We start from the raw sequence: 24632 nt of genomic DNA on the forward strand, positions 1-24632 counted from the left end.
CCGCTCCACCAAATCACATGCGTGTAAGTTCTCCACACTGTGGATAAACCCTGTGGATAACGCTCCCGACACGATACGGCGCAGCAATGCGGCGCAACAATACCGCAGGTACACAGCGCAACCACGCAACACGACCACACCATGCAGCCCCGCCGTACAACCGCGCTGTGCAGTCTCGCCGTGTAGCTACACCGTGTAATCACACAGCGCAGGTGTTTGCGCCTCCTCGTACGCCCCCCCCCCGGCTCGTACAAGGCTCACCGGCGCTGATATGAGAGCAAAGAAAAAGAGCACCCGATCATTGGATGCTCTTAGAGAGTGAGTTGATAGAAATTTCAGTTAAAAAGATACGGTACGGAATGCAGCCCAACCACGAACTGCACCCGCACCGCACATCCGTCGGTAGAAATACGAGTTACTCGTACACCGACGACAATCACCGATAAATAGAGAGTCGAACCTATCGAAGCGAGCTTCCGGTCTCGCCTCGGAGGCTTCCTTCGACCCCGTTATGTAATTAGTGTACACGGTTTCATTACGGTTGCAAAGCCAAAACCGAGATTTTTTTAAAATTTTTGTTATCGTTTTGTTATTTTTCACTCCTGGCAACCTTTGTGCACCCCTCAGAATTTTCATCCACACCCCTAAAAACCTTGATATTCCGCGGAATTTGGCTCGATGTGCGAATGTGCTTCCTGGTATGTTCTCATCTATACTTGTACCGGAAATCTTTTTAAACATGTTGTGCATCACATACTTATCCAAGGTTTTTGCACTCACTGCGTATAAAAAGACGGCCCTAGTACCCTCCAAAAAATTAGCACCAAAGTGTCAATCATTACTTGACCGTACCAATTTCGGGTCACCTCGTAAGACCTTTCGCTACAATGGGTGCCGACACACCGCATCTCCCCTTAAAAAGGGAGCTCCATATCCGATAAAAGAGGAACCAATCCCGTGCCCACACCAACCACGCCTGCGCAGCGGCCTGACAATACCGCACACAGCGAATCCGTCCAGTGGCTTTCGCCGCAGGAGCGAGAAGGCTGGCTCTTTATCAGCTCCATCATTTTCAGCCTTACCCGCAAGCTGGAAAACCAGCTGCAGACCGAAGCCGGCATTAGCTTCGTTGAATACATGGTGCTCGCGATGCTCTCCGAGTCTAGGGATCATTCCCTCACCATGACCGAGCTGGCAATTACCACCAACACCCTACCTGCACGTCTCTCCCGCGTCGTGGCACGCCTTGAGAAGAGCGGATACGTCCGCCGTTCCCTCAGCGCCGAAGACCGCCGAGTCAGCATCTGTCACCTGCTCCCCGCAGGCGAGCAGAAGGTGCAGGAGGTCGCACCCGGCCACGTGAACGAAGTACGCCGCCAGATTTTCGACCACCTCACGACCGAGCAGGTTGAGCACCTCGCAGAAATCGGCGAGGCAGTCCTGGGCAACACCCCCTCAAACGTCATCTCCATTGATGCACTCAAGCGCGGGGACTACCCCGTACAATAACCTCCTCCACCCCGGGTGAGAGTTGAGAGAATCAGAGATAAGGCACATTCCCCGCCGGGAACGTGCCTTATCTCTTTAATAGATTTCTTTAAACAGCCTCTTGCAGTCGCGAGCGCTACGGCACGGGTGAACCCAAAACTGCCTCAAGTAGCCCCAGCTACCGCCACATGCGAAGAATTTTAAAAAAATTTTTACAGCTCGAGGACCACTCAGGAACGCCGGATGAACGGCTGTCGAGCACATGCCGCCTCGTGTAAGTGTGTGGGAGGTTGAGGTATCCAGTGCCTCCCTCAACCGCGAAATCTCAAGGAAACACACACAATACCACCCATCCCAAAGGTTGTATTCAGGTCACCCACACTAAGGGTAGTGGTGACAATATGTCAGGGATACCTCATCTGCCTCACCGATTAGCCTTTTCTCTCTGTACATGACGCACCCCACCCCTTACGATAAATATCAACAGGTTGCACCGCGCCATCCGGCACCCAAAAGCAACCACCATATAAGGAGAAACCATATGTCTAAGTCTTTCTACGACCTTCTGAACGAGCAGATCGGCCACGAGTTCGCTGCATCCCACCAGTACCTGTCCATGGCTATCTGGCTCGACGGTGAGGACCTGCCCCAGCTGGCTAAGTTCTTCTACCGCCAGTCCCTCGAAGAGCGCGAGCACGCACTCATGATGGTTCAGTACAAGCTGGACCGCGGCCACAAGGTCGAGATTCCCTCCGTTCCCGCCGTCAAGAACGACTTCGAGAACGTTCAGGAAATCGTTGACATGTCCCTGGCACAGGAGAAGGTTGTCACCGGTCAGATCGAGGCACTGTTCTCCGCAGCACGCGCTGAGAACTACGCACTGGGCGAGCAGTTCATCCTCTGGTTCCTGAAGGAACAGGTTGAGGAAGTTGCAACCATGGAGACCCTGGTGACCGTCGTAAAGCGCGCAAACGGCAACCTCTTCGACCTGGAGAACTACGTTGCACGCGAGCTGGCACACGACCACGGTCAGGAGTCCGGCGCACCCGCTATCGCAGGCGCATAATCTCCCATTTGCGCGACTAGAGCACTAGTCGACCACGCAGAATACCTGCAGAAATATTAAACGTTCCGCCCTCACCGCACCACGCGGCGAGGGCGGAACGTTTATGTATATAAACCACGAAAAACCATTGCAACGCACCGTCCAGGAGCTAAAAGCCGCCAGCGGGTACTCGAATACTCATACAGTGCGGAGTAAACTTAAAAGCCTTAGATGCCGCAGAATACCGCGGCAGAAAGAGGAGAGAATGACTCACACCAACCCAGATACCCTCAGCCGCGGCTCGTATAGCAACTCACGCCGCGTAGCCGATATTCTGCGTGCAGAATCCGTCGGCGGTACCGTGCTGTTGATTGCGACGGTGCTGGCAGTAGTACTCGCCAACACCCCCGCCTCCACCCTCTACTTTGGTCTGCGAGACACCGTGGTCGGCCCGGTTATCCCCGGCTTCAACCACCTACAGATGAGCGTCGGTACCTGGGCAGCAGACGGTCTGCTCGTCGTTTTCTTCTTCCTCACCGGTCTGGAGCTGAAGAAGGAATTCGTGATCGGTGACCTCAAGTCGCCGTCCACCGCTATTGTGCCGATTGCGGCTGCTTTCGGCGGCGTTGCGGTGCCCGCAATTATCTACACGGCGCTGAACTTCACCAGCCCCACCGCTCTGCACGGTTGGGCTATCCCCACCGCAACCGATATTGCGTTTGCGGTGTCTGTTCTCGCCGCAGTGGGCACTTTCCTCCCCTCGGCGATGCGTGTCTTCCTGCTGACCCTGGCTGTGGTCGACGACCTGATTGCAATCTGCATTATCGCGATTTTCTACACCAATAACTTCCACGGCGAGTACCTGCTCTTCGCGCTCATCCCCCTCGCCCTTTTCGCGTTCATCGCCTACCGCGGTGAGACCATGCTGCACCTGAAGCCGCTGGCTGCCTGGTTGCTGCTTCTGCCCCTGGGTATTATCACCTGGGCGCTCTTCCTTGAGTCCGGTATTCACGCCACCATTTCTGGTGTGGTTCTGGGCTTCCTAGTGCCCGTGAAGATGTCCGCTCGCTCTGAGGCGGCGCAGGCTGAACACGGTCTTGCGGAGGTGCTGGAGCACCGCTTCCGCCCCCTCTCTACCGGCATCTGCGTGCCGATTTTCGCGTTCTTCAGCGCGGGTGTGGCTGTGGGCGGTTTTGAAGGCCTCGGACGCGCCCTCACCGACTCCGTGGCGGTCGGCATTATGGTCGCGCTGGTTGCCGGCAAGACCCTCGGTATTTTCGGTACCACCTGGCTCGTCACCCGCTTCAAGAACGCTAACCTCGACCCGGACATCGCCTGGATTGACGTGGTCGGTCTGGCTGCAACCGGTGGTATCGGTTTCACCGTGTCCCTGCTGGTGGCTGAGCTGTCCTTCCCGCACGGCTCGGCACACACCGAGGACGCAAAGATTGCGATTCTCGTCGGCTCTGTTCTGGCTGCCATTGTGGGTGCGGCTATCCTGTCTCGCCGCAATAAGCACTACCGTGCCCTGGCTGAGAAGGAAAGCGTGGATGCTGACGACAACGGCATCCCTGACGTCTTCGAAGGCACCTACCGTGACCCGATGGCTGAGTCAAACCAGAACTCCTAAGGTCTAGCACCTTCCCGACACCCCAATGACCCGCTGGATTATGATGTCTCACCGCACTACCTCACGTCGCCGTACCGCACGAGCAGGGCAGGTGCCCGCGCCTCCCTCAAGGTATGCAGAGATATCAGCACGCGTGGTCATTGGGGTGTATTCTTTTGCGGCGCTGCTGACCACGTTTGCGTGGATTATCTCTCCTCTGCGGCGCGGCCGTGGCTTCACCTGGTGGGAAGTCACCGCTGACCTGCTGAATATTCCCTCCACGCATACTCTGCCCAGCGCCATTACGATGATTGTGATGGTGTCCGGGCTGATTGTGCGTAAGCGCGCTGCCCTCATTGCCGCCATTGTTTTTCAGGTACTTGGTGTACTGATTGCAACCCATAGCGCCTTCACACTGGCGTTCCCCGCGGGGCTTATGCCGAAGGACCGTATTTTCTCCTCAACGGTCGATACGCTCTCCATTGTGTTTGCGTGTGCGCTGGTGCCTTTCCTTTTTTCGATTCGTTCGGCGTTCCCGGCGCGTATTGGTCGCCTCTCGTGGGTGGGTGCGGCTGCTACGGCGGCTGGCGGTATTCTGCTGACTACCCTGGTGCCCTGGTACCTCTGCCGTATTGGTGTGTGGGAGCCGTTGCGTTCCATCACCCCGTGGGAGCTACTCATGCACGGTATGGGTATTGAGCGTACTCATCCCGGTGTTTGGTCTGCCGATGTGGTGGCTTTCTTGGCGTCTTTTGGTTACGGTGCTTCGCTGGTTGTGGCGCTGTACCTGTTGGCGCGCGGTTACCGTGCCCCGGATGCGTGGACCGGTGAGAAGGAGCTAAAGATCCGCGCTCTGCTGCAGCAGTACGGTGCCAATGATTCGCTCTCCTATTTTGCGACGCGTCGCGATAAGCAGGTGATTTTCTCTCCGGATCAGAGGGCTGCGATTACGTACCGTTCGGTGGGTTCGGTGTGTTTGGCGTCGAGCGACCCGGTGGGTGACCCTGATTCGTGGGATGCCGCGATTGAGCAGTGGATGCTGCAGGCGCGTAGCTATGGTTGGGTTCCTGCGGCGCTGAGCGTGAGTGAGGCGGGTGCTCGCGCCTATAACCGTGCGGGCCTGTCGATTATTCAGATGGGTGAGGAGGCGGTCCTTGAGGCGGACCGTTTCACGCTCAATGACACATCGATGCTGCCGGTGCGTCAGGCGGTTCAGCGTGTGCGCCGCGGCGGGTACACGGTGCAGATGCGTCGCTTTGCGGAGCTGGATGAGCAGCAGCGTCAGCAGGTTGCGGAGAATATTTCTGCGTGGCGTCATGGGCGTGTGGAGCGCGGTTTTTCGATGGCTCTGAATCGTGTGAATGATCCGGCGGATTCTTCGTCTGTTCTGGTGTCGGCTCATGATGAGGCAGGCCGGATGGTGGCTCTGCTGTCATTCGTCCCCTGGGGTCCTACCGGCCTGTCGTTGGACGTTATGCGCCGCTCCCCCGAGGCACCTAATGGTGTGGTGGAGTTTATGGTGGCGTCACTGATGGAGCAGGCGGCGACGCTGGGTGTGCGTCGGGTGTCGCTGAATTTTGCGATGTTCGGCCATATTTTTGAGGCTGCTGATCAGGTGGGTGCGTCGGCGTGGAACCGTTTCGCGTCCCGCTCTTTGGGTATGTTGGATCGTTTTCTGCAGTTGCGCCGTCTGTATCGTTTCAATCTGAAGTTTGCCCCGCTGTGGGTTCCTCGTTATTTGGCGACTGAGCCGACGTTGGCGATGGTGAATGTTGTGTTTGCTGCGGGTATGGCGGAGGGTTTCTTGCCGAATCTGTCGGCGCGCCGTTTGCAGGATCAGGAGCAGCGTCTTTCTGCTGATGAGTTGGTGGCTCTTCAGCAGATGCAGCTTGCTGCCGTGGAAGAGCTTCCTGAGGTGTCGCGTAGCGATCAGACTCAGCATCGTCTGCGCCATCTGGAGGCGTTGCGTGCGGCGGGTATGGAGCCGTATCCGCTGGGTGGTTCTTTGGGTAGTGCTAGCGCCCCTGTGTTGGGTGTCAAGGATGCTCTGCGTATATTCTCTTCTGAAAATATTCCAGATTCAGAATTTATGGTTTCGGGGCGTATTCGCGCGCTTCGCAACCACGGTGGAGTCCTTTTTGTAACCCTTATTGAAGATGGCAAGACCTTGCAGGTCGTCATGGAGCGCGGCCTGGTGGGCGAGCGCCTGCTGAGCCTCGCCTCCCGCAACCTGGATACCGGCGACATCATCACCGTGCAGGGCAACTACGGGGCGAGCCGCAACGGCACCCCATCGCTGATTGCCTCCACCTGGCACATGGCGTCGAAGAGTCTGCACCCCATCCCCTTCGACTCCTTTACCGACCCGGAGGCGCGTCTGCGGCGCCGTTCCACGGACCTGTTGGTGCATCCGAATCAGATGCAGAATCTGCGTCTGCGCACCGCGGTCATTAAGGCGTTGCGTGCCCGACTGGATGCGGAGGGTTTCCTCGAGGTGGAGACCCCGATTCTGCATACGGTGCACGGTGGCGCGAGCGCGCGTCCGTTCCGCACGTATATCAACGCCTATGGCGAGGATTTGACGCTGCGTATTGCGCCGGAGCTGTACCTGAAGCGTCTGGTGGTGGGCGGTAGCGGTCCGGTGTATGAGCTGGGTCGTGATTTCCGTAATGAGGGTGCTGATGCGACCCATAATCCGGAGTTTACGGTGCTTGAGGCGTATCGTCCGTATGCGGATTATGTGCAGATGCGCGAGTTGACGGAGCGCCTGATTAAGGATGCCGCGCAGGCGGTGTTTGGTTCGGTGTCTTTGCCGCTGGGGCATAAGGCGTCGAGTGAGCGCACGGTGTCTGATGTATCGGGTCCGTGGCGTGTGGTGTCGGTGTGTGATGCCCTGTCGGAGGCGCTGGGTCGCCGCGTGGATGTGCAGACGGATTTTGAGGAGTTGCTGGCTCTGGCGCAGCAGCACGGTGTGCGTGTCCATGAGGGTATGGGCCCGGGAGCTATCGTTGAGGAGCTGTACGGTGAGCTGGTTGAGGCGCATACGGTGGAGCCGACGTTCTATACGGATTTCCCGGCGGAGACGAGTCCGCTTGCGGCGCCGCATCGTAGTGTTCCGGGTTTGGCAGAGCGCTGGGATTTGGTGATCAATGGCATGGAGATGGGCTGTGCGTATTCCGAGTTGGCGGATCCGTTGGTGCAGCGTGAGCGTCTGACGGAGCAGTCGTTGAAGGCGGCTTCGGGCGACCTGGAGGCGATGGAGGTGGATGAGGATTTCCTGTACGCCTTGGAGACGGGCATGCCGCCGACGGGTGGTTTGGGTCTGGGTGTGGACCGTTTGGTGATGCTGTTGACTCAGACGCAGATTCGTGGGGTGTTGTCGTTCCCGTTCGTGAAGCCTGAGCGTTCATAACCCAACCCGATACCCCCGCTATTCGCTATGCCCGGTGCGAGGTTTTGTGCCTTGTGCCGGGCTTCTCGCGCCCCGCCCCGCTAGTGTTGGTGGAACCCGTACGGGATCTTATATTTACTCTGCCCGTATATTAAGTATTCGTTACATTTTGCGTTGCGCCCCTTTTTAAGTTGTCTAGCGGGGGTTGCACCCGACACAATGGGGTGACTAATCATACGGAGCATATACCCCTCCGTTACGCGGCGTGAGTCCGCATCACCCAGCAATGTAGCCCCCACCTCGTCCGTCTTCCGGGTTTGAGAGTGAGGGCCTTTTTGCTTTCAAGATTGGAGTACCGAGTGGATTTTCTTCTGAATATCATCGGGGACATTAATACGCAGACTGCGGGACTGACTTCCACCGTGGATGCTGTGCAGAACTGGATGTGGAGTAATTTCCTCTACTACGCTCTGATTGCGGCTGGTCTGTACATTACGATTCGTACTCGCGGCGTGCAGTGGCGTTCCATTAAGGAAATGGTTCGTGTCCTGGGTGACCCGGTTGCTCGTGAGGCTGACGGCAAGAAGAGTATTTCTTCGTTCCGTGCGTTTACTGTGTCGGCGGCTTCTCGTGTGGGTACCGGTACTGTTGCGGGTGTTGCTTTGGCTATTGCTATGGGCGGCCCGGGGGCTGTGTTCTGGATGTGGGTTATTGCTGCTGTTGGTGCGGCTTCTGCTTTCGCGGAGTCCCTTCTGGGTCAGTTGTACAAGGAGCGCGGTAAGGATTCCTACATTGGTGGCCCGGCGTACTACATGAAGCGCGGCCTGAATGCTCCGTGGATGGGTTACATCTTTGTGGCATTCATTGTGGTCACTTATGCGTTTGTGTTTGTGGCGGTTCAGACGAATGCTGTGGTGGATGCTGCGGCGAACTCGTTCAACATTGATGTTTCGGGTACTAACTCGATGGGCTTCCGCATCACTATTGGTCTGATTATGGTGGCGCTGACTGCGGCTATTATTTTCGGTGGTATTCGCGCGATTTCTTCGGTGACTGAGTGGCTGGTGCCGATTATGGCGGTGCTGTATCTGCTGTTGGGTCTGCTGGTTGTTCTGCTGAACATCTCTGAGGTTCCGAATATGCTGCTGATGATTTTCCAGGGTGCTTTCGGCATTAAGGAGTTCGTGACTGGCGGTACCATGGGTGCCGTGATTTGGGGTATGAAGCGTGGCCTGCTGACTAACGAGGCGGGTATGGGTACTGCTCCGAACGCTGGTGCGACCGCTACTATTTCTCACCCGGCTAAGCAGGGTTACGTGCAGACTCTGGGTGTTTACTTTGACACGATGATGGCGTGTACTGTGACCGCGTTTATTGTTCTGCTGTCGAATCCGACCTATGGTGATCGTTCGCGCGGTGCGTCGCTGACTCAGTCGGCTTTGGCGATGCAGCTGGGTGACTGGGCGGTTCACTTCCTGACTATCGCTATTTTCATGTTTGCGTTCTCGACTGTGATTGGTAACTACTACTACGGCGAGTCGAACATGCGTTTCGTGACTGAGCGTAAGCTGCCGATGACTATTTTCCGTGCGCTGGTTCTGGTGTTCGTGTTCTTCGGCGCGATTTCTTCGCTGGATCTGGTATGGACTACCGCGGATATGTTGAATGCCGGCATGGTGATTGTGAACTTGACGGCGGTTCTGTTGATGACTCCGCAGGTTGTTGCGGTGTTGAAGAACTATGAGGCTCAGCGTAAGGCTGGTTTGGAGCCGATTTTCAAGGCTTCGGATATGCCTGAGTTGAAGAATCTTGCGGCGTGGGATGGTACCGATGCGGTGACTACCCGTGAGTTCTGGGCTGAGTATGATGCGAAGGCTGCTGAGCGTCGTGCTGCGAAGAAGGCTAAGAAGGTTAGCCGCTAGTTTGTGAGCCTTGTATAGGCTTTTGTGGAGGGTCCGTCCTGCTGTGTGTGGGGCGGGCCCTTTTACGCGCCGGGGGTGCCTGTGAGGAGGTTCCTGCAGCCTGTATGTTCTTGCGGGGTCTGTATGCTTAGGGAGGATGTTAGGAGGGCTTATGGATTGGAATGCTGTACTGGAGCTGGTGGTCACGGTTGTGTTTCTGGCTGGTATTGCGTTGGCGCTACTGTGCTTGGTGACGATTCATCGGAATCCGTATTTTTCTGAGGTGCAGAAGTTGAAGTGGCTTCTGCTGGTGTTGTGCCTGCCGTATGTGGGTCCGGTGACGTGGTTGTTGCGTGCGCGTTTGGAGTGTATTGACCGGGAACGGGCTGAGCACGAGCGTACGGCGCGGGGTTCCGCGACTGCTTCCAGTGCGACTGCATCCGGTGCGATTTCTTCCGATGCGGCGGCTTCCGGTGGAGTGTCCGATAGCGCCTCGGAGGCTCTTCCTGAACCCTCCACCACCTCCAAGTAACGAAGGTCACACATTCTCGATTGGACAGCACTGCATGCAGTCCGTATAGTTTTATGTGTTGCCTGCGGTGATACACCGTAAGACACATGCGCGAGTGGCGGAATAGGCAGACGCGCACGGTTCAGGTCCGTGTGCCCGTGAGGGCGTGGGGGTTCAACTCCCCCCTCGCGCACCAACGATCCCCGGTTCGAAAGAACCGGGGATTTTTTCATATCCATAACCATTTCCCCGCTAAATGACGGGGTTCCAGAGCGATGGCGAGTGCATCACCTAAAATAGAATCGGGTGTGTTCATTCACAGGACACACAGCTAACGCACAGACACGCTCGTTAAACTGAGCCTTTCGGATAAAGACCGTTTGCGCGGTCTGTTGCTCGGAATGGTCGTTGAGAAGGAGGCGGCATGAAGTTTTTCGACAAGCTGGGCAAGCTGGAGCAAGGCATCGGTCGCACTGTCGGCCTTTCCAAGGGCTTCGGCACCTTTGCGAAGGCGGATGTTGCTAACCGCGTCCGCATCATGATGGATGACGAGTCCTACGTGGACGGCAGTGGCCGCACTATGGCTCCTAATGTCTATACTCTCCGTTTTGCGCCGGTTGATTTCCCCCGCGTACGCGAGTGGGGCAACCCGTTCGCTGTTGAGCTGTGCGATTTGGCGATTTCGCACGCCCGCGCGCAGGGTTACACCCTGATTGGTGCGGTTCGCGTGACGTTCAACGTTCTTGATTCTCTCTCTGAGGGCGAGTTTGAGGTTGTTGCAACCTTCGAGCCGTTCTCTGTGCCGGAGGCTCCGGCGTCCCCGGCGTCTCTGCGCGGTGCTACTAACTATGCGCCGGTGCGTCCGCCGCGTGAGTCTTCTTTGCCGACCCGCATTACGAAGCCTGCAGCCCAGCCGGCCCCTCCTGTTCAGCCTGCGCCTCAGCAGGCTCCTGCACCTCGCTTGAACATGCCGGTACCGTCCCCTGCGGCGGGTGCTCCCCGTTTCTTCTTGGAGATTGAGGGTCGCATGCACCCGGTGGATCGTCTGCCGTTTGTGTTGGGTCGCGGTTCTGATGCTGATTTTCGCCTGGATGATAAGGGTGTTTCTCGCCGTCATCTGCAGCTTTCGATGCAGGGTGGTGCGGTGGTCGCCTCCGATATGGGTTCTACTAATGGCACGCTGATTAATGGGGTGCCTTTGCGTGCGCCCGTGGTGCTGGCGAACGGTTCGCTGCTTCGCATGGGTAATACCCGCATCATTTTCCATAGTTCGACCGGAGGTGCCCGTTAATGGCGTCCGAACTGACTGTTACTATCCTTCGTTACGCTTTTCTGGCGCTCATCTGGTTCTTTGTTTTCCTGGTGGTTTCGGCTGCTCGCCGTGACCTTGGTTTGGGTAAGAACTATCGTACTGCACCGGTTGATGCGGTTCCGGAAGCTACCCATATTGCGCCTCCGCCGACTCGCCCTTCGCAGCTTGTGATTACTGCGGGTGCGCAGGCTGGCGCCATGATGCAGCTGGGTGATCACCCGATTACTATTGGCCGCGCTAATGACATTGAGGTGTCTCTGCAGGATGATTACGCCTCGGGCCGTCATGCGCGCCTGTTCCCTCAGGGTTCCCGTTGGTTCCTGGAGGATTTGAATTCTACTAATGGTACGTTCGTCAATGGCGAGCGTCTGACTCGTGCGACCCCGATTGAGCCCGGTGATGATTTCCGCGTTGGCGGTACCACCATGCAGTTGAGGGGCTAGTGTATGAAGATTGCTTTTCGTTTTGAGGCCCGCTCTGATACGGGTCTGAAACGCTCGAAGAATGATGACTCCGGCTACGGTGGTCGTTTCCTTGCTGTCGTTGCTGACGGCATGGGCGGTCACGTGGGCGGCGATGTCGCGTCGGCTACGACGGTTCTGAATCTGACTCCGCTTGATCACCCCGATTTTGAGGATGGTGCCGGCGGTGTCTATCTGGCTGATGAGATTCAGAGTGCGAACCTGATTATTAATGAGCTGGCGGCGAATGATCCGCAGTTGGCGGGTATGGGTACGACCTGTACTGCCCTGCTGATTGATGGTGATTGCATTGAGTTCGCCCATATTGGCGACTCGCGTGCGTATCGTCTGCGTCCGGGCGCTGATGGCGAGTTTGAGCAGATTTCTACTGACCACACGTTTGTGCAGCGTCTGCTCAATGAGGGTCGTATTACCCCGCAGGAGGCGGAGAACCACCCGCATAAGAACGTGATTATGCGTGTTCTGGGTGATGTTGACGCCTCCCCCGAGCTGGAGTTGAAGACTCTGGACGCTATTCCCGGCGAGCGCTGGGTGCTCTCTTCGGACGGTTTGGATGCTGTGGTGTCCCTGGCGGAGATTGAGCAGGTGATGCGTTCTACCGATGACCTGTCTGAGATTGCTGACACTCTGATTGCGATGACGTTGGAGCGTGGCGCGCCGGATAACGTGACGGTTGTGTCCCTACAGGTGATTGACCGTGAGGTTCTGCCGGTGGATGAGCCGGTGGGTCCTTCGAGCCTGCCTGAATCCGCTCTGCCTGATTCGATTGTGGCGGAGCAGGAGGTCAGCACGAATACTCAGAAGCTTCCCGAGGTTGCTGCCACGGCTGAGGCTGCTGAGGCTATTTTGGGTGCGCACCGTGATGAGGACTCTGAGGAGTCTCGTCGTCGGTCGTTGCGCCGTTTCCGTCGTGCTCGTGACTTCTCTGGAACCCTGTTGCATAGCGGTTCTGGGGCGGTGCGTCACCATATCGGTACGTACGATAACGCCGTGGATGCGGCTCTTACGAACGCTGCGATTTTGCGTAGTGAGTTGGGTTCCCGCCCGCATCAGCTGGTTGGTGCCGCTTCGGTGGCTACTGAGACCGGTATGATTCCGGCGGTGACTTCTCGTACCCTGGAGCACCGTGCGACGGTGGCTCAGCGTGTGCCTTTGAAGGTTGAGTCTGATGAGGCGGCCCTGCCGGCTGAGCTGGAGGAGCTGATCGCTGAGGATACTGCGGAGCGTTCGCGTCCGCGGTCGTGGTCGATTCGCCTGTTCATTGCTCTGCTGGTTGCCGCTGTTTTGACGCTGGGTGCGTGGACCGGTCTGCGCTATGTGGAGCGTAGCTACTACGTGGGTGAGAGTGACGGCACGGTTGCGGTGTACAACGGTATTCCGCATGCCTTGGGCCCGATTCGTCTTTCTCACGTGGTGGAGAATACCGATATTTCTACGAGTGAGCTGAACGATCATACTCGTTCCCTGTTGCGTAATGCGATTACGGCGAAGGACCTGGATGATGCGCATCAGATTGTGTCTCGTTTGAAGACTCAGGCGGATCAGACGCGTGAGAAGGCTGAGCAGGCTGCTGCTTCAGCGTCGGCTTCCGCTTCTGCGTCTGCGTCGCCGTCTGCTTCTGCAGTTCCGAGCACCGATCCGGCTTCCGCGACTCCTGTAGCATCTGAACAGGCTGCCGCACCTGCGGCAGAGGGCGGTGAGAACAATGGCTAAGCTCTCGTTCCGCCGTGAGTCGGATGCACCTCGTGCACGCCGTTTCACGGAGCTTTTCCTGCTGGTTTTGGCGGTGGGGATCAGCTCCTTCGGCATGTACCTGATTGATCCGGAGCATGCTTTTGATACCTCGAAGAGCCAGTGGCTGCCGTGCACGGTGGTGCTGGGCGCCGGTGCTCTTCTGATTCACTTGGTCATGCAGTTCCGTGCCCGTTACGCTGATCCGTTTATTCTGCCGCTGGTGGTGGCTCTGAACGGTATTGGTTTGACCATGATTTATCGTTTGGATCCGCAGATTGCGGCTCCGGTGGGTGATGGTCAGCTGATGTGGACCGGCGTGTCTATGGTGCTGTGCGCGATTATTGTGTTCGTGCTCAGGGATTACCGTCTACTGCGTAAGGTCACGTACACCTCCCTGGTGCTGTCGATGATTCTGCTCATCATGCCGCTGGTTCCGGGTCTGGGTATGGAGCTCAATGGTGCTCGTATTTGGATTCATATCGGTAACCGCACGTTCCAGCCGGGTGAGGTCGCGAAGATTACTCTGGCGATTTTCTTCGCCGGCTATTTGGCGACCCACCGCGACCTGATTCTGGTGGCTGGACGCCGCATCGGTCCTATCAATCTGCCGCGTCTGCGTGATTTGGCGCCGGTGTTTTTGGCGTGGATTGTGAGCCTGGGTGTTCTGGTGTTCCAGAAGGACCTTGGTTCGGCGATCATGTTCTTTGGCCTGTTCATGGCGATGCTGTACCTGTCGACCGGTCGTATTTCGTGGCTGGTGGTTGCGGGTGTCGGTATGGCTGTGGGTGGCTATTTCGCGTACCACTATGTCTCGCACGTGCATGCCCGTATTTATGCGTGGGTGCATGCTTTTGATCCGGAGGTTTACCAGGCGTCTCCTGGTGGTTCGGGTCAGATTCTGCAGGGCGTTTTCGGTCTGGCTTACGGCGGTCTTTTTGGCCGCGGTTGGGGTCAGGGCCGCGCGAACCTCGTCCCGTACGCTAATTCGGATATGATCATTTCCTCGTTGGGTGAGGAACTGGGCCTGGTGGGTCTGGGTGCCATCCTGATGATGTTCATGCTCCTGGTTTCGCGCGGTTACCGTGCGGCGTTGGGTACTCGTGATGGTTTCGGCAAGCTGCTGGCTGCCGGCCTGTCTACGGTCATGGTTCTGCAGCTGTTCGTGGTGATTGGCGGCGTAACTCGATTGATTCCGCTGACCGGTCTGACGACTCCTTTCATGTCTGCCGGTGGCTCCTCGTTGGTGGCTAACTGGATTATTGTGGCGCTGTGGTTGTCTATTTCTCATAGTGCCCGCGCACCTCACCTGGTGGCTGGTTATGATGCTCCGCAGGGTATTGACCATGCGGACACTAGCTACGAGCCGGAGGGTGCTACTAGCGTTCTGGCGCGCATTACGGCTAAGGATTCTGGAGGTGAGAAGAATGGATAGGGCTATTCGCCGCATGTGGATGTCTGCCGCGTGCGTGTTTGTCCTGCTGATGGGTACCCTCAGCTATATTCAGTTCTTCGATTCGAAGACGCTGATGAATAATCAGTGGAATTCTCGAGCGCTCTACGACAACTACGGTTCGGCACGTGGTTCGATTGTGGTTGACGGTACGGAGATTGCTTCGTCGGTGAAGTCCGATGATGAGTACAACTACCAGCGTGTGTATAACCACCCGCTCAAGTATGCGGCTCTGACGGGTTATTTCTCCACGATTTATGGCGCGACCGGTTTGGAAGCTGCTATGGATAAGGAGCTTGCTGGCACGAGTGATAGCCAGTTCTACGACCGTGTGGCACAGCTGTTCAGTGGTTCTTCCGCGCAGGGCGCTAGCGTGGAGCTGACGATCAATTCGAAGCTTCAGGATATTGCCTACAACGCGCTGCAGGGCCGTAAGGGTGCTGTGGTGGCGTTGAACCCGAAGACCGGTGAGATTCTGGCGATGGCTTCTTCGCCGTCCTATGATCCGAATCTTCTGTCGTCTCATACGAGCTCTTCGGTTTTGGCGAATTACCAGGCGCTGACTTCTGATGAGGACAGCCCCCTGTTTAACCGTGCGATTGCGGGTAACACCTATTCGCCGGGTTCGACCTTCAAGATTATTGATGCGGTGGCGGCGCTGGAGTCCGGCAAATACAACGCATCTTCGGTCATTCCGAACCCCGCGCAGTTGCCGCTGCCGGGTACGAACATTAGCCTGCCGAACTATACGGGCGGTCAGTGTGGCACCCGTACTCAGGCGACGATTGAGTGGGCTTTGGCTCAGTCCTGCAATACGCCTTTTGCGCAGATTGCGATGGATTTGGGTCAGGAGCGTATCGCGAAGACCGCTGAGAATTTTGGTTACGGCCAGGATTTGAAGATTCCTTTGACGGTTTCTAAGTCGTCTTTCCCGTCGAATCTGACCCAGAGCCAGCTTGCTCAGTCGGCAATTGGCCAGTACGACGTGAAGACCACTCCGTTGCAGGTGGCGATGACTTCTGCGGCGATTGCAAATGGCGGCGTGCAGATGAAGCCGAACCTGATTCGTTCGGTGAAGACCAGCAACCTGAGCACTTTGCAGGAGTTCTCTCCTGAGAAGCTGCGTACGTCCACTAGCCCTGAAATTGCTAACCAGGTCAAGCAGTGGATGGTGAACGCGGTTGATAATGGTATTGCACGTAATGCTGGTGTCTCCGGTGTGAAGGTGGCGGGTAAGACCGGTACCGCGGAGACCACGGCAGGTTTGAATAATTCTTGGTTTACCGGTTTCGCGCCGGCTGATGATCCTCAGATTGCGATTGCTGTGGTTTATGAGGATATTGACGTGGCGACCGGTGCCCAGTTGGCAACCAGTACTAGTAAGCAACTCTTTGAGGCGGTGTTGAACAAGTGAGGCCTGCGGCTGATATCACTTTGGGCGGGCGCTACACCCTAACTGAACGTATCGCGATTGGCGGTATGGGCGAGGTGTGGAAAGCTCGCGACAAGGTGCTTGGGCGCATCGTTGCGGTCAAGATCCTCAAGGAGGAGTACACCGGTGACCCGGGCTTCTTGGAGCGTTTCCGCGCTGAAGCCCGTAATACGGCGCTGTTGAACCACCCCGGCGTAGCGAATGTTTTCGACTACGGCGAGGAGGACAACTCCGCGTACCTGGTCATGGAGCTGGTGCCGGGCAATCCGCTCTCTAGCATCATTGAGCACGAGACTACCCTGCCTCCGGACCGTGTTCTGAACTTCATTGCTCAGACTGCTCGCGCGTTGGCTGCGGCTCATTCGCAGGGTCTGGTGCATCGTGACGTGAAGCCGGGTAACCTTATCATCACCCCGGATGATCGCGTGAAGGTGACTGATTTCGGTATTGCTCGTTTGGCTAATCAGGTGCCGTTGACGGCTACCGGCCAGGTGATGGGTACCGCCCAGTATTTGGCGCCGGAGCAGGCAACCGGTCAGGCGGCTACCGCGTCTTCGGATATGTACTCGTTGGGAATTATTGGTTATGAGTGCCTGGTGGGTCGTCGTCCGTTTACGGGTGAGTCGCAGATTGCGATTGCTTTGGCTCAGGTGAATGATCCGCCGCCGCCTCTTCCGGAGACCATTCCGGCTGCTGCTCGCGCGCTGATTATGTGCTTGTTGGCTAAGGACCCGGCTCAGCGTCCTAAGGATGCGACCGCTCTGGCGTCTGCTGTAGATGCGATTCGTCGCCGCGATCTGAAGGCTGCGGTGAAGGCTGTTCCTTCTTTGGCTCAGTTCTTGGCTGAGGAGAACGCTGACGACGCGACTGTTGCGATGACCGCGATGGATGTTGCGGCGGAGCCGATTAGTGCTTCTGCTACTCCGCGTTTTGGTTCTGGTGGTCGTTTCTCGCCGGAGCCGACGACGGCACCGATTCCTCGCACTAGTGAGCAGACGATGCGTCCTGTGTCGGGCCGTGTGAAGTCTACTCCTGCTCCTGCGGCGAAGCGCGGCCCGAACGTGTGGATGTGGGTTGCTCTGCTTCTGGCTATCGTGCTGATTGCTGGCGGTATTTGGACGGTCCTCTCCTCTAATAATGGTGGCGGTTCGACTGATTCGGTTCCGAGCGCTTCTTCGTCTGCTGTTCCGACGAACACGGGTACCGTTTCTACGGTGGAGCCGACTGAGTCTGCTTCTGCTCGTGCCGCAAAGCAGAAGGTGACCGTCAACGCGATTAACTATGAGGGTCGAGAGCTGCAGGATGCGGTGAACGAGCTGAAGAACCTTGGCTTGTCACCCAAGACTGAGGGCGTTGAGTCGACTCAGCCGGAGAACACGGTGATTTCGGTTTCTCCGACGGGTACTTTGGAGCAGGGTAATAGCGTGACTGTTCGCTATTCGACCGGTCCGAAGTCGGTGACTTTGCCGTCGAACCTTGAGGGTAAGAACGTTGATGAGGCGTCGAAGGCTGTTGCCGCTCTGGGTGTGAATGTTTCTCTGCATTATGAGAATTCGGACACTGCGGCCCCCGGTACGGTGCTTCGTACTACTCCCTCATCTGGCACCAAGGTCACGGTTGGTAGTAATGTAGACATGTATGTGGCCTCTTCCAGTTCGGGTAGGGGATCAAGTGCAAGTACTTCCGCTTCACGGTCTGCGTCGGCTTCTGCTTCCGCATCGGCGCGATAGCCCCTACGTTTTGATTTAGTTTTAGTCTTAGTAATCCAGGAGAACTTATGGACCTGTCGGTTCCCGACACGGTTGATAACCGTTACAAGGTACTCGAGGTAATCGGTACCGGTGCGATGGCAACCGTTTATGCTGCTGAGGATACTCGCCTCGGCCGCAAGGTTGCGCTTAAGATTCTGCGCCCGGAGCAGGCCCAGGACGATACGTTCCGCGCACGCTTTAAGCGTGAGGCGGAGGCTGTGGCGTCTCTGAACAATCCTGCGATTGTTGCTGTCTATGACACCGGTTCGTATAACCCCTCGCAGGATGGTGAGGAGTCTTCTTCGGAAGAGGGCACCGCTATTCCTTATATTGTGATGGAGTACGTGGAGGGTCATACTCTGCGTTCCATTCTGTCTCGTGGCGGCCATCTGCCGGTCCGTGATGCTTTGGGTTATTCCGAGCAGCTGCTGAGTGCTTTGCAGTACAGCCACTCGATGGGCATTATTCACCGCGACATTAAGCCGGCGAATATTATGGTGCTGGAGCGTACCAGCGAGGACATTGCTAAGGGTCAGCCGGGCCAGATTAAGGTCATGGATTTCGGTATTTCCCGTGCCATTGAGGAAGCTGGCGAGGCGCTGACCAAGGCTAACGTGGTGATGGGTAGCGCACGCTACATGTCCCCGGAGCAGGTGAGCGGCAAGGATGTTGACGCCCGTAGTGACCTGTACTCTGCTGCGTGCGTGATTTACGAGATGATTGCTGGTCGTTCTCCGTTTGACGCTGAGTCGAATGTTGACCTGGCGGCTAAGCACCTCTCTGACGCTCCTGAGCCTCCGAGCAAGTTCACCCCGCTTGAGGTTCCGGCGGGTCTGGATGCTGTGATTCTGAAGGGTCTGGCGAAGAACCCGGATGAGCGTTATCAGAGTGCTGCTGAGTTCGCTCAGGCTTTGGTGTCGGTTGTTCGCCCGGGTGAAGAGACCGTAGTTCAGGATGCAGCGATGACTACTGCGTTTGTACCTTCGGCGACTACCGCTTCCTTGGGTGAGGATTACGCTCCGTACACCACCTCGATTACTGAGGCTTCGGTGGAGGACGGCGGCCTCAACGGCTTCTTCGAGTACGAAGACGATGAGGAACTGTACGACGATGAGGAGTACGCGGAGTACGATGAGTCTTCGCCGCGTAAGCGTGCGTGGGTTCGTTTCCTCGTGGGTACTCTGATTGCGGCTCTGCTGGTTTTCAGTGTCGGCTCGGTTCTGTACTACCAGAACAAGCTCAATGAGGTTCCGCAGGTTCCGGTTCCGGCTGTGGTGAATGTTTCCCGTGATGATGCCGATAACCAGCTGCGTAACCGAGGCTTCGTGGTGGAGTACCGCACGGCTTACTCTGACAACATCAAGAAGGGCGACGTTATCAGCGTTGACCCGGGTGTCGGTTCAAAGGTTAATAAGGGTTCGACTGTGACCGTGACTGTTTCTAGCGGTCCGGAGAAGGTCAAGTTGCCGGATAACCTGCAGGGTCAGAGTGAGGCGTATGTCCGTAACGCTCTGAAGGATCTTGGTCTGGTGGATGGCCGCGTCTCCACTGTGGAGAGCGCTTCTATTCCTGCGGGTATGGTTGTGGAGCTGTCCCCTGAGAAGGGCTCGACCGATGATAAGGGTGCTCAGACCGTTGAGGCTGGTAGCACCGTGAACATCGTCCTGTCCTCCGGTAAGGTGAAGGTCCCCTCGCTGGTGGGTCTGACCAAGGATCAGGCAATTGCTGCTCTGACTGCTCAGGATGTTCTGCTGAACACCAACATTGAGACCGTTCAGACTAATGAGCGTCCTGCGGGCACTGTGCTTTCGCAGAGCTCTGCGGCGGGTACTCTGGTGGCTCAGAACAGCACTGTGACGATTCGTGTGGCTGCTACTCCGACTCAGACGACCACGCCGACTACTGCGGCTACTCAGCCGGCGGCGTCGACCGGTAACCAGAATTCTGCTGCAACCACTAACCAGCAGCGTTCTACCGCTACCCAGCCGACTACTGCGGCTACTCAGCCTGCGGCAGCGAATAACCAGCAGCGTTCTACCGCTACCGCTACTCCGGCACCGGCTGCGTCCACTGCTGCGGGTACCCGTACGATTCAGGGTACTAACACGAATGCCAATGCGAACAACGCAAATAATGCTAACGCTAATGCCCGCTAAGGGGTTCTAGCGGCTAGTAAAAGGGGCGGCACCCCACACCAAACGGTGTGGGGTGCCGCCCCTTTTTGTGTACCTGGGTTCGGGTTGGGAAGTGTGCGGGGATAGAGTTATCGCCTCCAGTTTCCCTGTAGCGTGTCTGCTACGGGGCTTCTGGAGGCGATATAAGCCGTTGAGGGCGTCTAAGGCTAAAGATACTAAGCCATGAGGGGTGAGAGGCTCTTAGCGCGCTCTGCGGCTCCCTGCAGGCCGGTTTCTTCGAGCCAGTTGCCGAGCATGAGGTATCCGCTTTCGGTCAGGACCGATTCGGGGTGGAACTGCACGCCGTGCATGGGGGCTTCGCGGTGGCGTAGACCCATAATGATGCCGCTGTCGGTGGTGGAGGTGGTTTCCAGGACCTCGGGCATGGTTTCGGGTACGACTGCCAGCGAGTGGTAGCGGGTCGCGGTGAAGGGGCAGGGTACGTCTTTGAACACGGAGACGTTCTCGTGCACGAGGCGGGAGGTCTTGCCGTGCATAAGTTCGGGGGCATGGGTGACGGTGCCGCCGAATGCCTCCGCGATGGCCTGGTGGCCGAGGCATACGCCCAGTAGCGGCTTCTTCGCTTCGGCTGCCCAGCGGATGGTGTCAATGATGACGCCTGCTTCTGCGGGGGCGCCGGGGCCCGGGGAGACGAGCACACCGTCGTGTTCTTCGGCGAGCTTAATGACGGTTTCGAGGTCGTATTCGTCGTTACGGATGACGGTGGTTTCAGCGCCGAGCTGCTGGATGTAGCCGACGAGGGTGAAGACGAAGCTGTCGTAGTTGTCAATGACAAGGATGCGGGTCATGGCAGGTCCTTAGCGCTAATGGTTGATGGTGACGTTCAGGTTGAAGGGGCCGTACTCTGCGAAGTGGGGGAAGACGAATTCCATGAGCAGGTAGACTACGGCGAGTATCAGCACAATGGCGATGATGATGCGAACCCACAGGGGGCCGGGGAGATGGCGGAAAATCCATGCGTACATCTGCTTTTCCTCTCTGCTTTAGGACTTTGCGACGGAGGCGGCAATTTCTGCGGGTGCTCCGGCTGCTGCGGGCCGCCAGGATTCGAGGCGGGCGTGGACGATGTATCGTTCGGTGTCGCCGTAGCGCGGGTGGCAGGTGGTGAGCGTCAGGAGGCGCTCGGTGGGTGCTACGCCGGGCTGTCCGGGGACGGGTTCGATGACTTCTACCTGGTCGGGTTGCACGATTTCGTGGCTGTAGACGGTGTAGGTGTAGTAGCCGTCTTTGGTTCGCACGTAGATGTGGTCGCCTTCGGTGAGCAGGTCGATGTCGTTGAGGACTTTACCTCGGGTTTGGCGGTGGCCTGCGAGGGAGAAGTTGCCGACCTGTCCGGGCATGGCAGTCCCGTCGTAGTGGCCGAGTCCGAGGGAGTCGAGCACATCGGAGCTGGTGCCCTGGGTTGCGGGGCGCTGGTAGTCGGATCCGAACTTGGGGATGTAGACGACGCCGAAGACTTCACCGTGGCCGGGTTCACTCAGACCGGCGGGAGGGGTGTTGGGATCCCAGTCGGGGAGGGGTTCGGCGGGGTTGGAGTCGAATTCCTGGACGAGGGTGCTGACGGCTTGGGATTGGGTGCGGTCGGCGTCGATGTTGGTCCACCAGAGCTGCCATGCGACGAAGAGCAGGAGCAGCAGGCCGATGGTGATAAGGAGTTCGCCTGTAATCTGGATGACCCAGTGCAGCACGGTGCGGGGGCGGCGCTCTGCGGTGGGTGCCGTTCCTTGACTCATGCGTTCTCCTTTGTCCTTTGGGTTGTGTATGTTCTTGGGCGCCGGGTGGCGTTCCTTATCTTCCAACGCACGGAGAAGGTGAAATCATCCCGTAAGTCTGCAAAGATAGGTGTGAACATATATTTTTAGGTTACCCATACAACAATAAGCGGAGGAAGTATGTCGACCAACTCGGCTAAGGCATCGTCCAAGAAGAAGTCTCAGAAGTCTGCTAAGTCTGAGGTGGAGGATGCGAGCGAGCTGCGTCTGCGTGAGATTGCTCGTGAGATGGAGAGCGGCACGCAGCTGAAGGAGCAGACTCCGTTGTGGTACCGCGTGATTATGTTCTCGCTGTTGGCGGTGGGCATTCTGTGGATTATTGTTTTCTACATTACGCAGGGTCTGTTCCCGATTCCTGATTTGGGTATGTGGAATGTGAGTATTGGTGTGGGCGCCATGATGGTGAGCATGCTGATGATGACTCGCTGGCGTTAGAGTTTAGGCGTTATGACTTAGGCGTTAGAGCTTATGGAGAGGCGGCCGTCCCGTGTGGGGTGGCCGCCTCTCTATATGTTTGGAAGTACCGGGGTTTAGGGAGCCTCTACGGTATTTTTCTGGCCTGAAACGCTGTCCGGAAGATCGCGGTCATGGCGACCATGATGAGCAGTTCGGTGAGGGTTTGGGTGAGTACGGTAGCGCCCATGAGCTTTGCTTCGGGGTTCCCGTTGTGTGCCAGGCGTTGTGCACAGAGCGATACGACGGGGTAGATGATGAGGGCGTTGCGGGTGACGGCGCTGAAGGTTACGGAGATACGTTCTGTTCGGCTCATGGCTCTACTCAGGAACCATGCGGCGACTCCTGCGAGGATGGCGTAGGTGAGGTAGAGTCCGGCGAGTCGGGGAATGAGCTGCGTTTCGTTCAGTACTGCCGGGGTGTAGGCGGAGCACATGAGCGCAAGGAGCAGGCACATGAGGGGAATCATTGCGGTATCGCTCATACTGCGTACGCGTTCGTAGGTTTGTTGGCGTTGCGGTGAGCGGGTTGACCAGCGTTGCGTGAGGTAGGCGGCTACTAGGGGTACGATGAGCGGTGTGAGGCTGAGGTAGCTTTCAGCGGGGAGAGGGAATATTTCTCCCACTACCCTCGTATCTAATATTCGTATACATGCATATATACTAGTCCAAACAGGAATAGAAATGATTTGGGCGGCAAGCAGATAGGGTGTTGCCGCTAGTAAACCTCGATATTCCCCTCCGGCAATACGTGTAAAAACCACAACGTAATCCACGCATGGAGCCAGCAAAACAATCACTGCAGCTAGAGCAACGGGGCCACCCTCAGGGATAAAGAGGGAGACCAGAGGCGCAACTAGAATTGAGGTTCCAAGGGTGGCCGCCAGCACGACCGCACAAGTGAGCCTCTTATACTGACCGACCCTCATGCCGGTGAGAGGCATGAGGGCGAAGTTGGTCCACAGTAGCGCGCCAAGCACATAAGGCACGAGCTGTTCAGAGGCATGACTCCATCCGCTCAAACCCGCGCAGGCAACTCCCACAATCATGGAGCCGAGGTAGAGAGCCACCTGGTGGCGTTCCATAAAGCTCACGGACGTCGTCCTCTTTTAGTAGATTAGGTCGCCTCGTGCCGCTTCGTGGACGCGGCGGGTTACGGTCTCCATGACGGGCGAGTTGATGTTCCAGCGCTGCCAGTAGAGGGGAAATTCTACGGGGGTGGCGGCGAGCTTCACGAGGTGCCCGCTTTCGAGTTCTTCGGCGCATTGTGCCTCGGGAATGAGGCCCCAGGCAATACCGGAGCTGACGGCACGCGCATAGTCCGGGGATGAGGGAATGTAGATGGTGGGGCTTTGGATGAAGGTTTCTTCAGCCTCCAGACCTACCTCTTTTTCAATGAGGGCTCGCGCTATATCCTGCACAAAGTCTTTACGGTCATATTCGACGACGGGGGCACGATTGAGCTCTTCGTGGCTCATGGTTTTAGGCCAGCCGGGCAGGTATCGCTGCACGTAGTCGGGTGTGGCAACGCACCAGTAGCGTGCCACGCCGAGGGTTTCGACGGAGCAACCGGGGATTTTTTCCGGCTTGGAGGTGATGACTGCCATGACTTCTCCGGATCGAAGCATGGCGGAGGAGTGGAATTCGCCTTCTCGTCGCAGGTCGCAGAAGATGCTGTCTTCGCGACTGAGGGTCCCTACGGCGTCGAGGAACCAGGTGGCGAGTGAGTCGGCGTTGACGGCAACGGAGACGCTCTGGAAGCCGCCGGCGCCCATGAGTTCGCGTTCCATTTCTTGTTGCAGGAATTCGCTCTGTCGGGCGATGCGTAGCACGCTTTGTCCGGCATCGGTGGGGGTGACGGGGTTGCTTCGGCGCAGCAGGACCTTTCCGGCAATCTGTTCCATGGCTTTGATGCGCTGGGAGATGGCGGAGGGGCTCACCCGCAGAATATCTGCTGCCGCGTCGAAGGTGCCGTATTCGATGACGGTGGCGAAGGTGGTGAGCTGGTCGGTACTGAAACGTGTCATAAGAATATCTTACGCAGTGTGAAAATATTTAGATAGATTTAGGGTCCTTTTTCCCGTATTCTCGTCTCTGGCGCTTCACA

Annotated in this window: 19 protein-coding genes and 1 tRNA gene; 15 read left to right on the plus strand and 5 right to left on the minus strand. The window is 57.2% G+C overall.

Annotated elements, in window-relative coordinates; translation table 11 throughout:
- The first annotated feature begins 957 nt into the window (after positions 1-957).
- The 14 genes from ACP3RB_RS07875 (at position 958) to pknB (ending at position 20262) form a co-directional block, all read left to right on the plus strand.
- The gene (locus ACP3RB_RS07875; RefSeq protein ID WP_303949615.1) at positions 958-1509 is read left to right on the plus strand and encodes a MarR family winged helix-turn-helix transcriptional regulator; all 552 of its coding nucleotides are present in this window, start codon (positions 958-960) and stop codon (positions 1507-1509) included.
- Positions 1510-2029: 520 nt separating this feature from the next.
- Positions 2030-2554, plus strand: a complete 525-nt coding sequence (locus ACP3RB_RS07880; RefSeq protein WP_303949617.1) for a ferritin — start codon at positions 2030-2032, stop codon at positions 2552-2554.
- Positions 2555-2798: 244 nt separating this feature from the next.
- The gene (gene nhaA, locus ACP3RB_RS07885) at positions 2799-4163 is read left to right on the plus strand and encodes a Na+/H+ antiporter NhaA (RefSeq protein WP_426698983.1); all 1365 of its coding nucleotides are present in this window, start codon (positions 2799-2801) and stop codon (positions 4161-4163) included.
- Positions 4164-4296: 133 nt separating this feature from the next.
- Entirely contained in the window at positions 4297-7554 is a 3258-nt protein-coding gene (gene lysX, locus ACP3RB_RS07890; protein ID WP_426698984.1) for a bifunctional lysylphosphatidylglycerol synthetase/lysine--tRNA ligase LysX, read from the plus strand.
- 338 nt (positions 7555-7892) lie between these two features.
- On the plus strand, positions 7893-9455 hold the full coding sequence (locus ACP3RB_RS07895; RefSeq protein WP_314604744.1) for an alanine/glycine:cation symporter family protein: 1563 nt from the start codon (positions 7893-7895) through the stop codon (positions 9453-9455).
- 151 nt (positions 9456-9606) lie between these two features.
- Positions 9607-9966: a PLDc N-terminal domain-containing protein gene (locus ACP3RB_RS07900; protein WP_314604743.1), complete on the plus strand. Its 360-nt coding sequence runs from the start codon at positions 9607-9609 to the stop codon at positions 9964-9966.
- 88 nt (positions 9967-10054) lie between these two features.
- Positions 10055-10141: transfer RNA gene (locus ACP3RB_RS07905), tRNA-Leu, on the plus strand.
- 228 nt (positions 10142-10369) lie between these two features.
- A complete protein-coding gene (locus ACP3RB_RS07910; protein WP_426698985.1) occupies positions 10370-11236 on the plus strand; it encodes an FhaA domain-containing protein in 867 nt (288 codons plus the stop codon).
- Positions 11236-11700, plus strand: a complete 465-nt coding sequence (locus tag ACP3RB_RS07915) for an FHA domain-containing protein FhaB/FipA (protein WP_426698986.1) — start codon at positions 11236-11238, stop codon at positions 11698-11700. The genes ACP3RB_RS07910 and ACP3RB_RS07915 overlap by 1 nt, the downstream gene beginning before the upstream one ends.
- A 3-nt stretch (positions 11701-11703) precedes the next feature.
- Positions 11704-13452 (plus strand): PP2C family protein-serine/threonine phosphatase, encoded by a 1749-nt coding sequence (locus tag ACP3RB_RS07920; RefSeq protein WP_426698987.1) that lies wholly within the window; start codon positions 11704-11706, stop codon positions 13450-13452.
- The gene (locus ACP3RB_RS07925; protein WP_060824088.1) at positions 13445-14905 is read left to right on the plus strand and encodes an FtsW/RodA/SpoVE family cell cycle protein; all 1461 of its coding nucleotides are present in this window, start codon (positions 13445-13447) and stop codon (positions 14903-14905) included. Before ACP3RB_RS07920 ends, ACP3RB_RS07925 begins: the two co-directional genes overlap by 8 nt.
- On the plus strand, positions 14898-16337 hold the full coding sequence (locus ACP3RB_RS07930; RefSeq protein WP_426698988.1) for a peptidoglycan D,D-transpeptidase FtsI family protein: 1440 nt from the start codon (positions 14898-14900) through the stop codon (positions 16335-16337). Before ACP3RB_RS07925 ends, ACP3RB_RS07930 begins: the two co-directional genes overlap by 8 nt.
- Positions 16334-18085 (plus strand): protein kinase domain-containing protein, encoded by a 1752-nt coding sequence (locus ACP3RB_RS07935; protein WP_304193463.1) that lies wholly within the window; start codon positions 16334-16336, stop codon positions 18083-18085. The genes ACP3RB_RS07930 and ACP3RB_RS07935 overlap by 4 nt, the downstream gene beginning before the upstream one ends.
- 47 nt (positions 18086-18132) lie before the next feature.
- Complete coding sequence (gene pknB / locus ACP3RB_RS07940; RefSeq protein ID WP_426698989.1) at positions 18133-20262, plus strand: Stk1 family PASTA domain-containing Ser/Thr kinase; 2130 nt, start codon at positions 18133-18135, stop codon at positions 20260-20262.
- Between the two features lie 194 nt (positions 20263-20456).
- On the opposite strand, the gene ACP3RB_RS07945 is transcribed toward pknB, so the two are convergent.
- Genes ACP3RB_RS07945 through ACP3RB_RS07955 form a run of 3 tightly spaced genes read right to left on the minus strand, consistent with a single transcriptional unit; the run spans position 20457 to position 22034 of the window.
- Positions 20457-21089 carry an aminodeoxychorismate/anthranilate synthase component II gene (locus ACP3RB_RS07945; RefSeq protein WP_424827157.1) on the minus strand — a complete coding sequence of 211 codons (633 nt, stop codon included), beginning with the start codon at positions 21087-21089 and terminating at the stop codon, positions 20457-20459.
- 15 nt (positions 21090-21104) lie between these two features.
- A complete protein-coding gene (locus tag ACP3RB_RS07950) occupies positions 21105-21266 on the minus strand; it encodes a hypothetical protein (protein ID WP_005507386.1) in 162 nt (53 codons plus the stop codon).
- A gap of 18 nt (positions 21267-21284) precedes the next feature.
- On the minus strand, positions 21285-22034 hold the full coding sequence (locus ACP3RB_RS07955; RefSeq protein WP_424827156.1) for a class E sortase: 750 nt from the start codon (positions 22032-22034) through the stop codon (positions 21285-21287).
- 159 nt (positions 22035-22193) lie between these two features.
- On the opposite strand from ACP3RB_RS07955, the gene ACP3RB_RS07960 reads away from it, so the two are divergent.
- A complete protein-coding gene (locus ACP3RB_RS07960) occupies positions 22194-22508 on the plus strand; it encodes a cell division protein CrgA (protein ID WP_060824093.1) in 315 nt (104 codons plus the stop codon).
- Positions 22509-22614: 106 nt separating this feature from the next.
- Here ACP3RB_RS07960 and ACP3RB_RS07965 read toward each other — a convergent pair whose 3' ends face one another.
- Together ACP3RB_RS07965 and ACP3RB_RS07970 are read right to left on the minus strand one after the other, a co-directional pair.
- The gene (locus ACP3RB_RS07965; RefSeq protein WP_426698990.1) at positions 22615-23010 is read right to left on the minus strand and encodes a hypothetical protein; all 396 of its coding nucleotides are present in this window, start codon (positions 23008-23010) and stop codon (positions 22615-22617) included.
- Positions 23011-23634: 624 nt separating this feature from the next.
- Positions 23635-24552 (minus strand): LysR family transcriptional regulator ArgP, encoded by a 918-nt coding sequence (locus tag ACP3RB_RS07970; RefSeq protein ID WP_314729332.1) that lies wholly within the window; start codon positions 24550-24552, stop codon positions 23635-23637.
- Positions 24553-24632: the final 80 nt, after the last annotated feature.

Source organism: Rothia mucilaginosa (genome assembly GCF_049990865.1).
Classification (GTDB): domain Bacteria; phylum Actinomycetota; class Actinomycetes; order Actinomycetales; family Micrococcaceae; genus Rothia; species Rothia mucilaginosa_I.

What these genes read in the sequence shown, in the direction of transcription:
- ACP3RB_RS07880 (WP_303949617.1), top strand. Translation starts at nt 2,030, where the DNA reads ATGTCTAAGTCTTTCTACGACCTTCTGAACGAGCAGATCGGCCACGAG.
- nhaA (WP_426698983.1), top strand. Translation starts at nt 2,799, where the DNA reads ATGACTCACACCAACCCAGATACCCTCAGCCGCGGCTCGTATAGCAAC.
- ACP3RB_RS07900 (WP_314604743.1), top strand. Translation starts at nt 9,607, where the DNA reads ATGGATTGGAATGCTGTACTGGAGCTGGTGGTCACGGTTGTGTTTCTG.
- ACP3RB_RS07910 (WP_426698985.1), top strand. Translation starts at nt 10,370, where the DNA reads ATGAAGTTTTTCGACAAGCTGGGCAAGCTGGAGCAAGGCATCGGTCGC.
- ACP3RB_RS07915 (WP_426698986.1), top strand. Translation starts at nt 11,236, where the DNA reads ATGGCGTCCGAACTGACTGTTACTATCCTTCGTTACGCTTTTCTGGCG.
- ACP3RB_RS07920 (WP_426698987.1), top strand. Translation starts at nt 11,704, where the DNA reads ATGAAGATTGCTTTTCGTTTTGAGGCCCGCTCTGATACGGGTCTGAAA.
- ACP3RB_RS07925 (WP_060824088.1), top strand. Translation starts at nt 13,445, where the DNA reads ATGGCTAAGCTCTCGTTCCGCCGTGAGTCGGATGCACCTCGTGCACGC.
- ACP3RB_RS07930 (WP_426698988.1), top strand. Translation starts at nt 14,898, where the DNA reads ATGGATAGGGCTATTCGCCGCATGTGGATGTCTGCCGCGTGCGTGTTT.
- pknB (WP_426698989.1), top strand. Translation starts at nt 18,133, where the DNA reads ATGGACCTGTCGGTTCCCGACACGGTTGATAACCGTTACAAGGTACTC.
- ACP3RB_RS07945 (WP_424827157.1), bottom strand. Translation starts at nt 21,089, where the DNA reads ATGACCCGCATCCTTGTCATTGACAACTACGACAGCTTCGTCTTCACC.
- ACP3RB_RS07950 (WP_005507386.1), bottom strand. Translation starts at nt 21,266, where the DNA reads ATGTACGCATGGATTTTCCGCCATCTCCCCGGCCCCCTGTGGGTTCGC.
- ACP3RB_RS07955 (WP_424827156.1), bottom strand. Translation starts at nt 22,034, where the DNA reads ATGAGTCAAGGAACGGCACCCACCGCAGAGCGCCGCCCCCGCACCGTG.
- ACP3RB_RS07960 (WP_060824093.1), top strand. Translation starts at nt 22,194, where the DNA reads ATGTCGACCAACTCGGCTAAGGCATCGTCCAAGAAGAAGTCTCAGAAG.
- ACP3RB_RS07965 (WP_426698990.1), bottom strand. Translation starts at nt 23,010, where the DNA reads ATGAGCGATACCGCAATGATTCCCCTCATGTGCCTGCTCCTTGCGCTC.
- ACP3RB_RS07970 (WP_314729332.1), bottom strand. Translation starts at nt 24,552, where the DNA reads ATGACACGTTTCAGTACCGACCAGCTCACCACCTTCGCCACCGTCATC.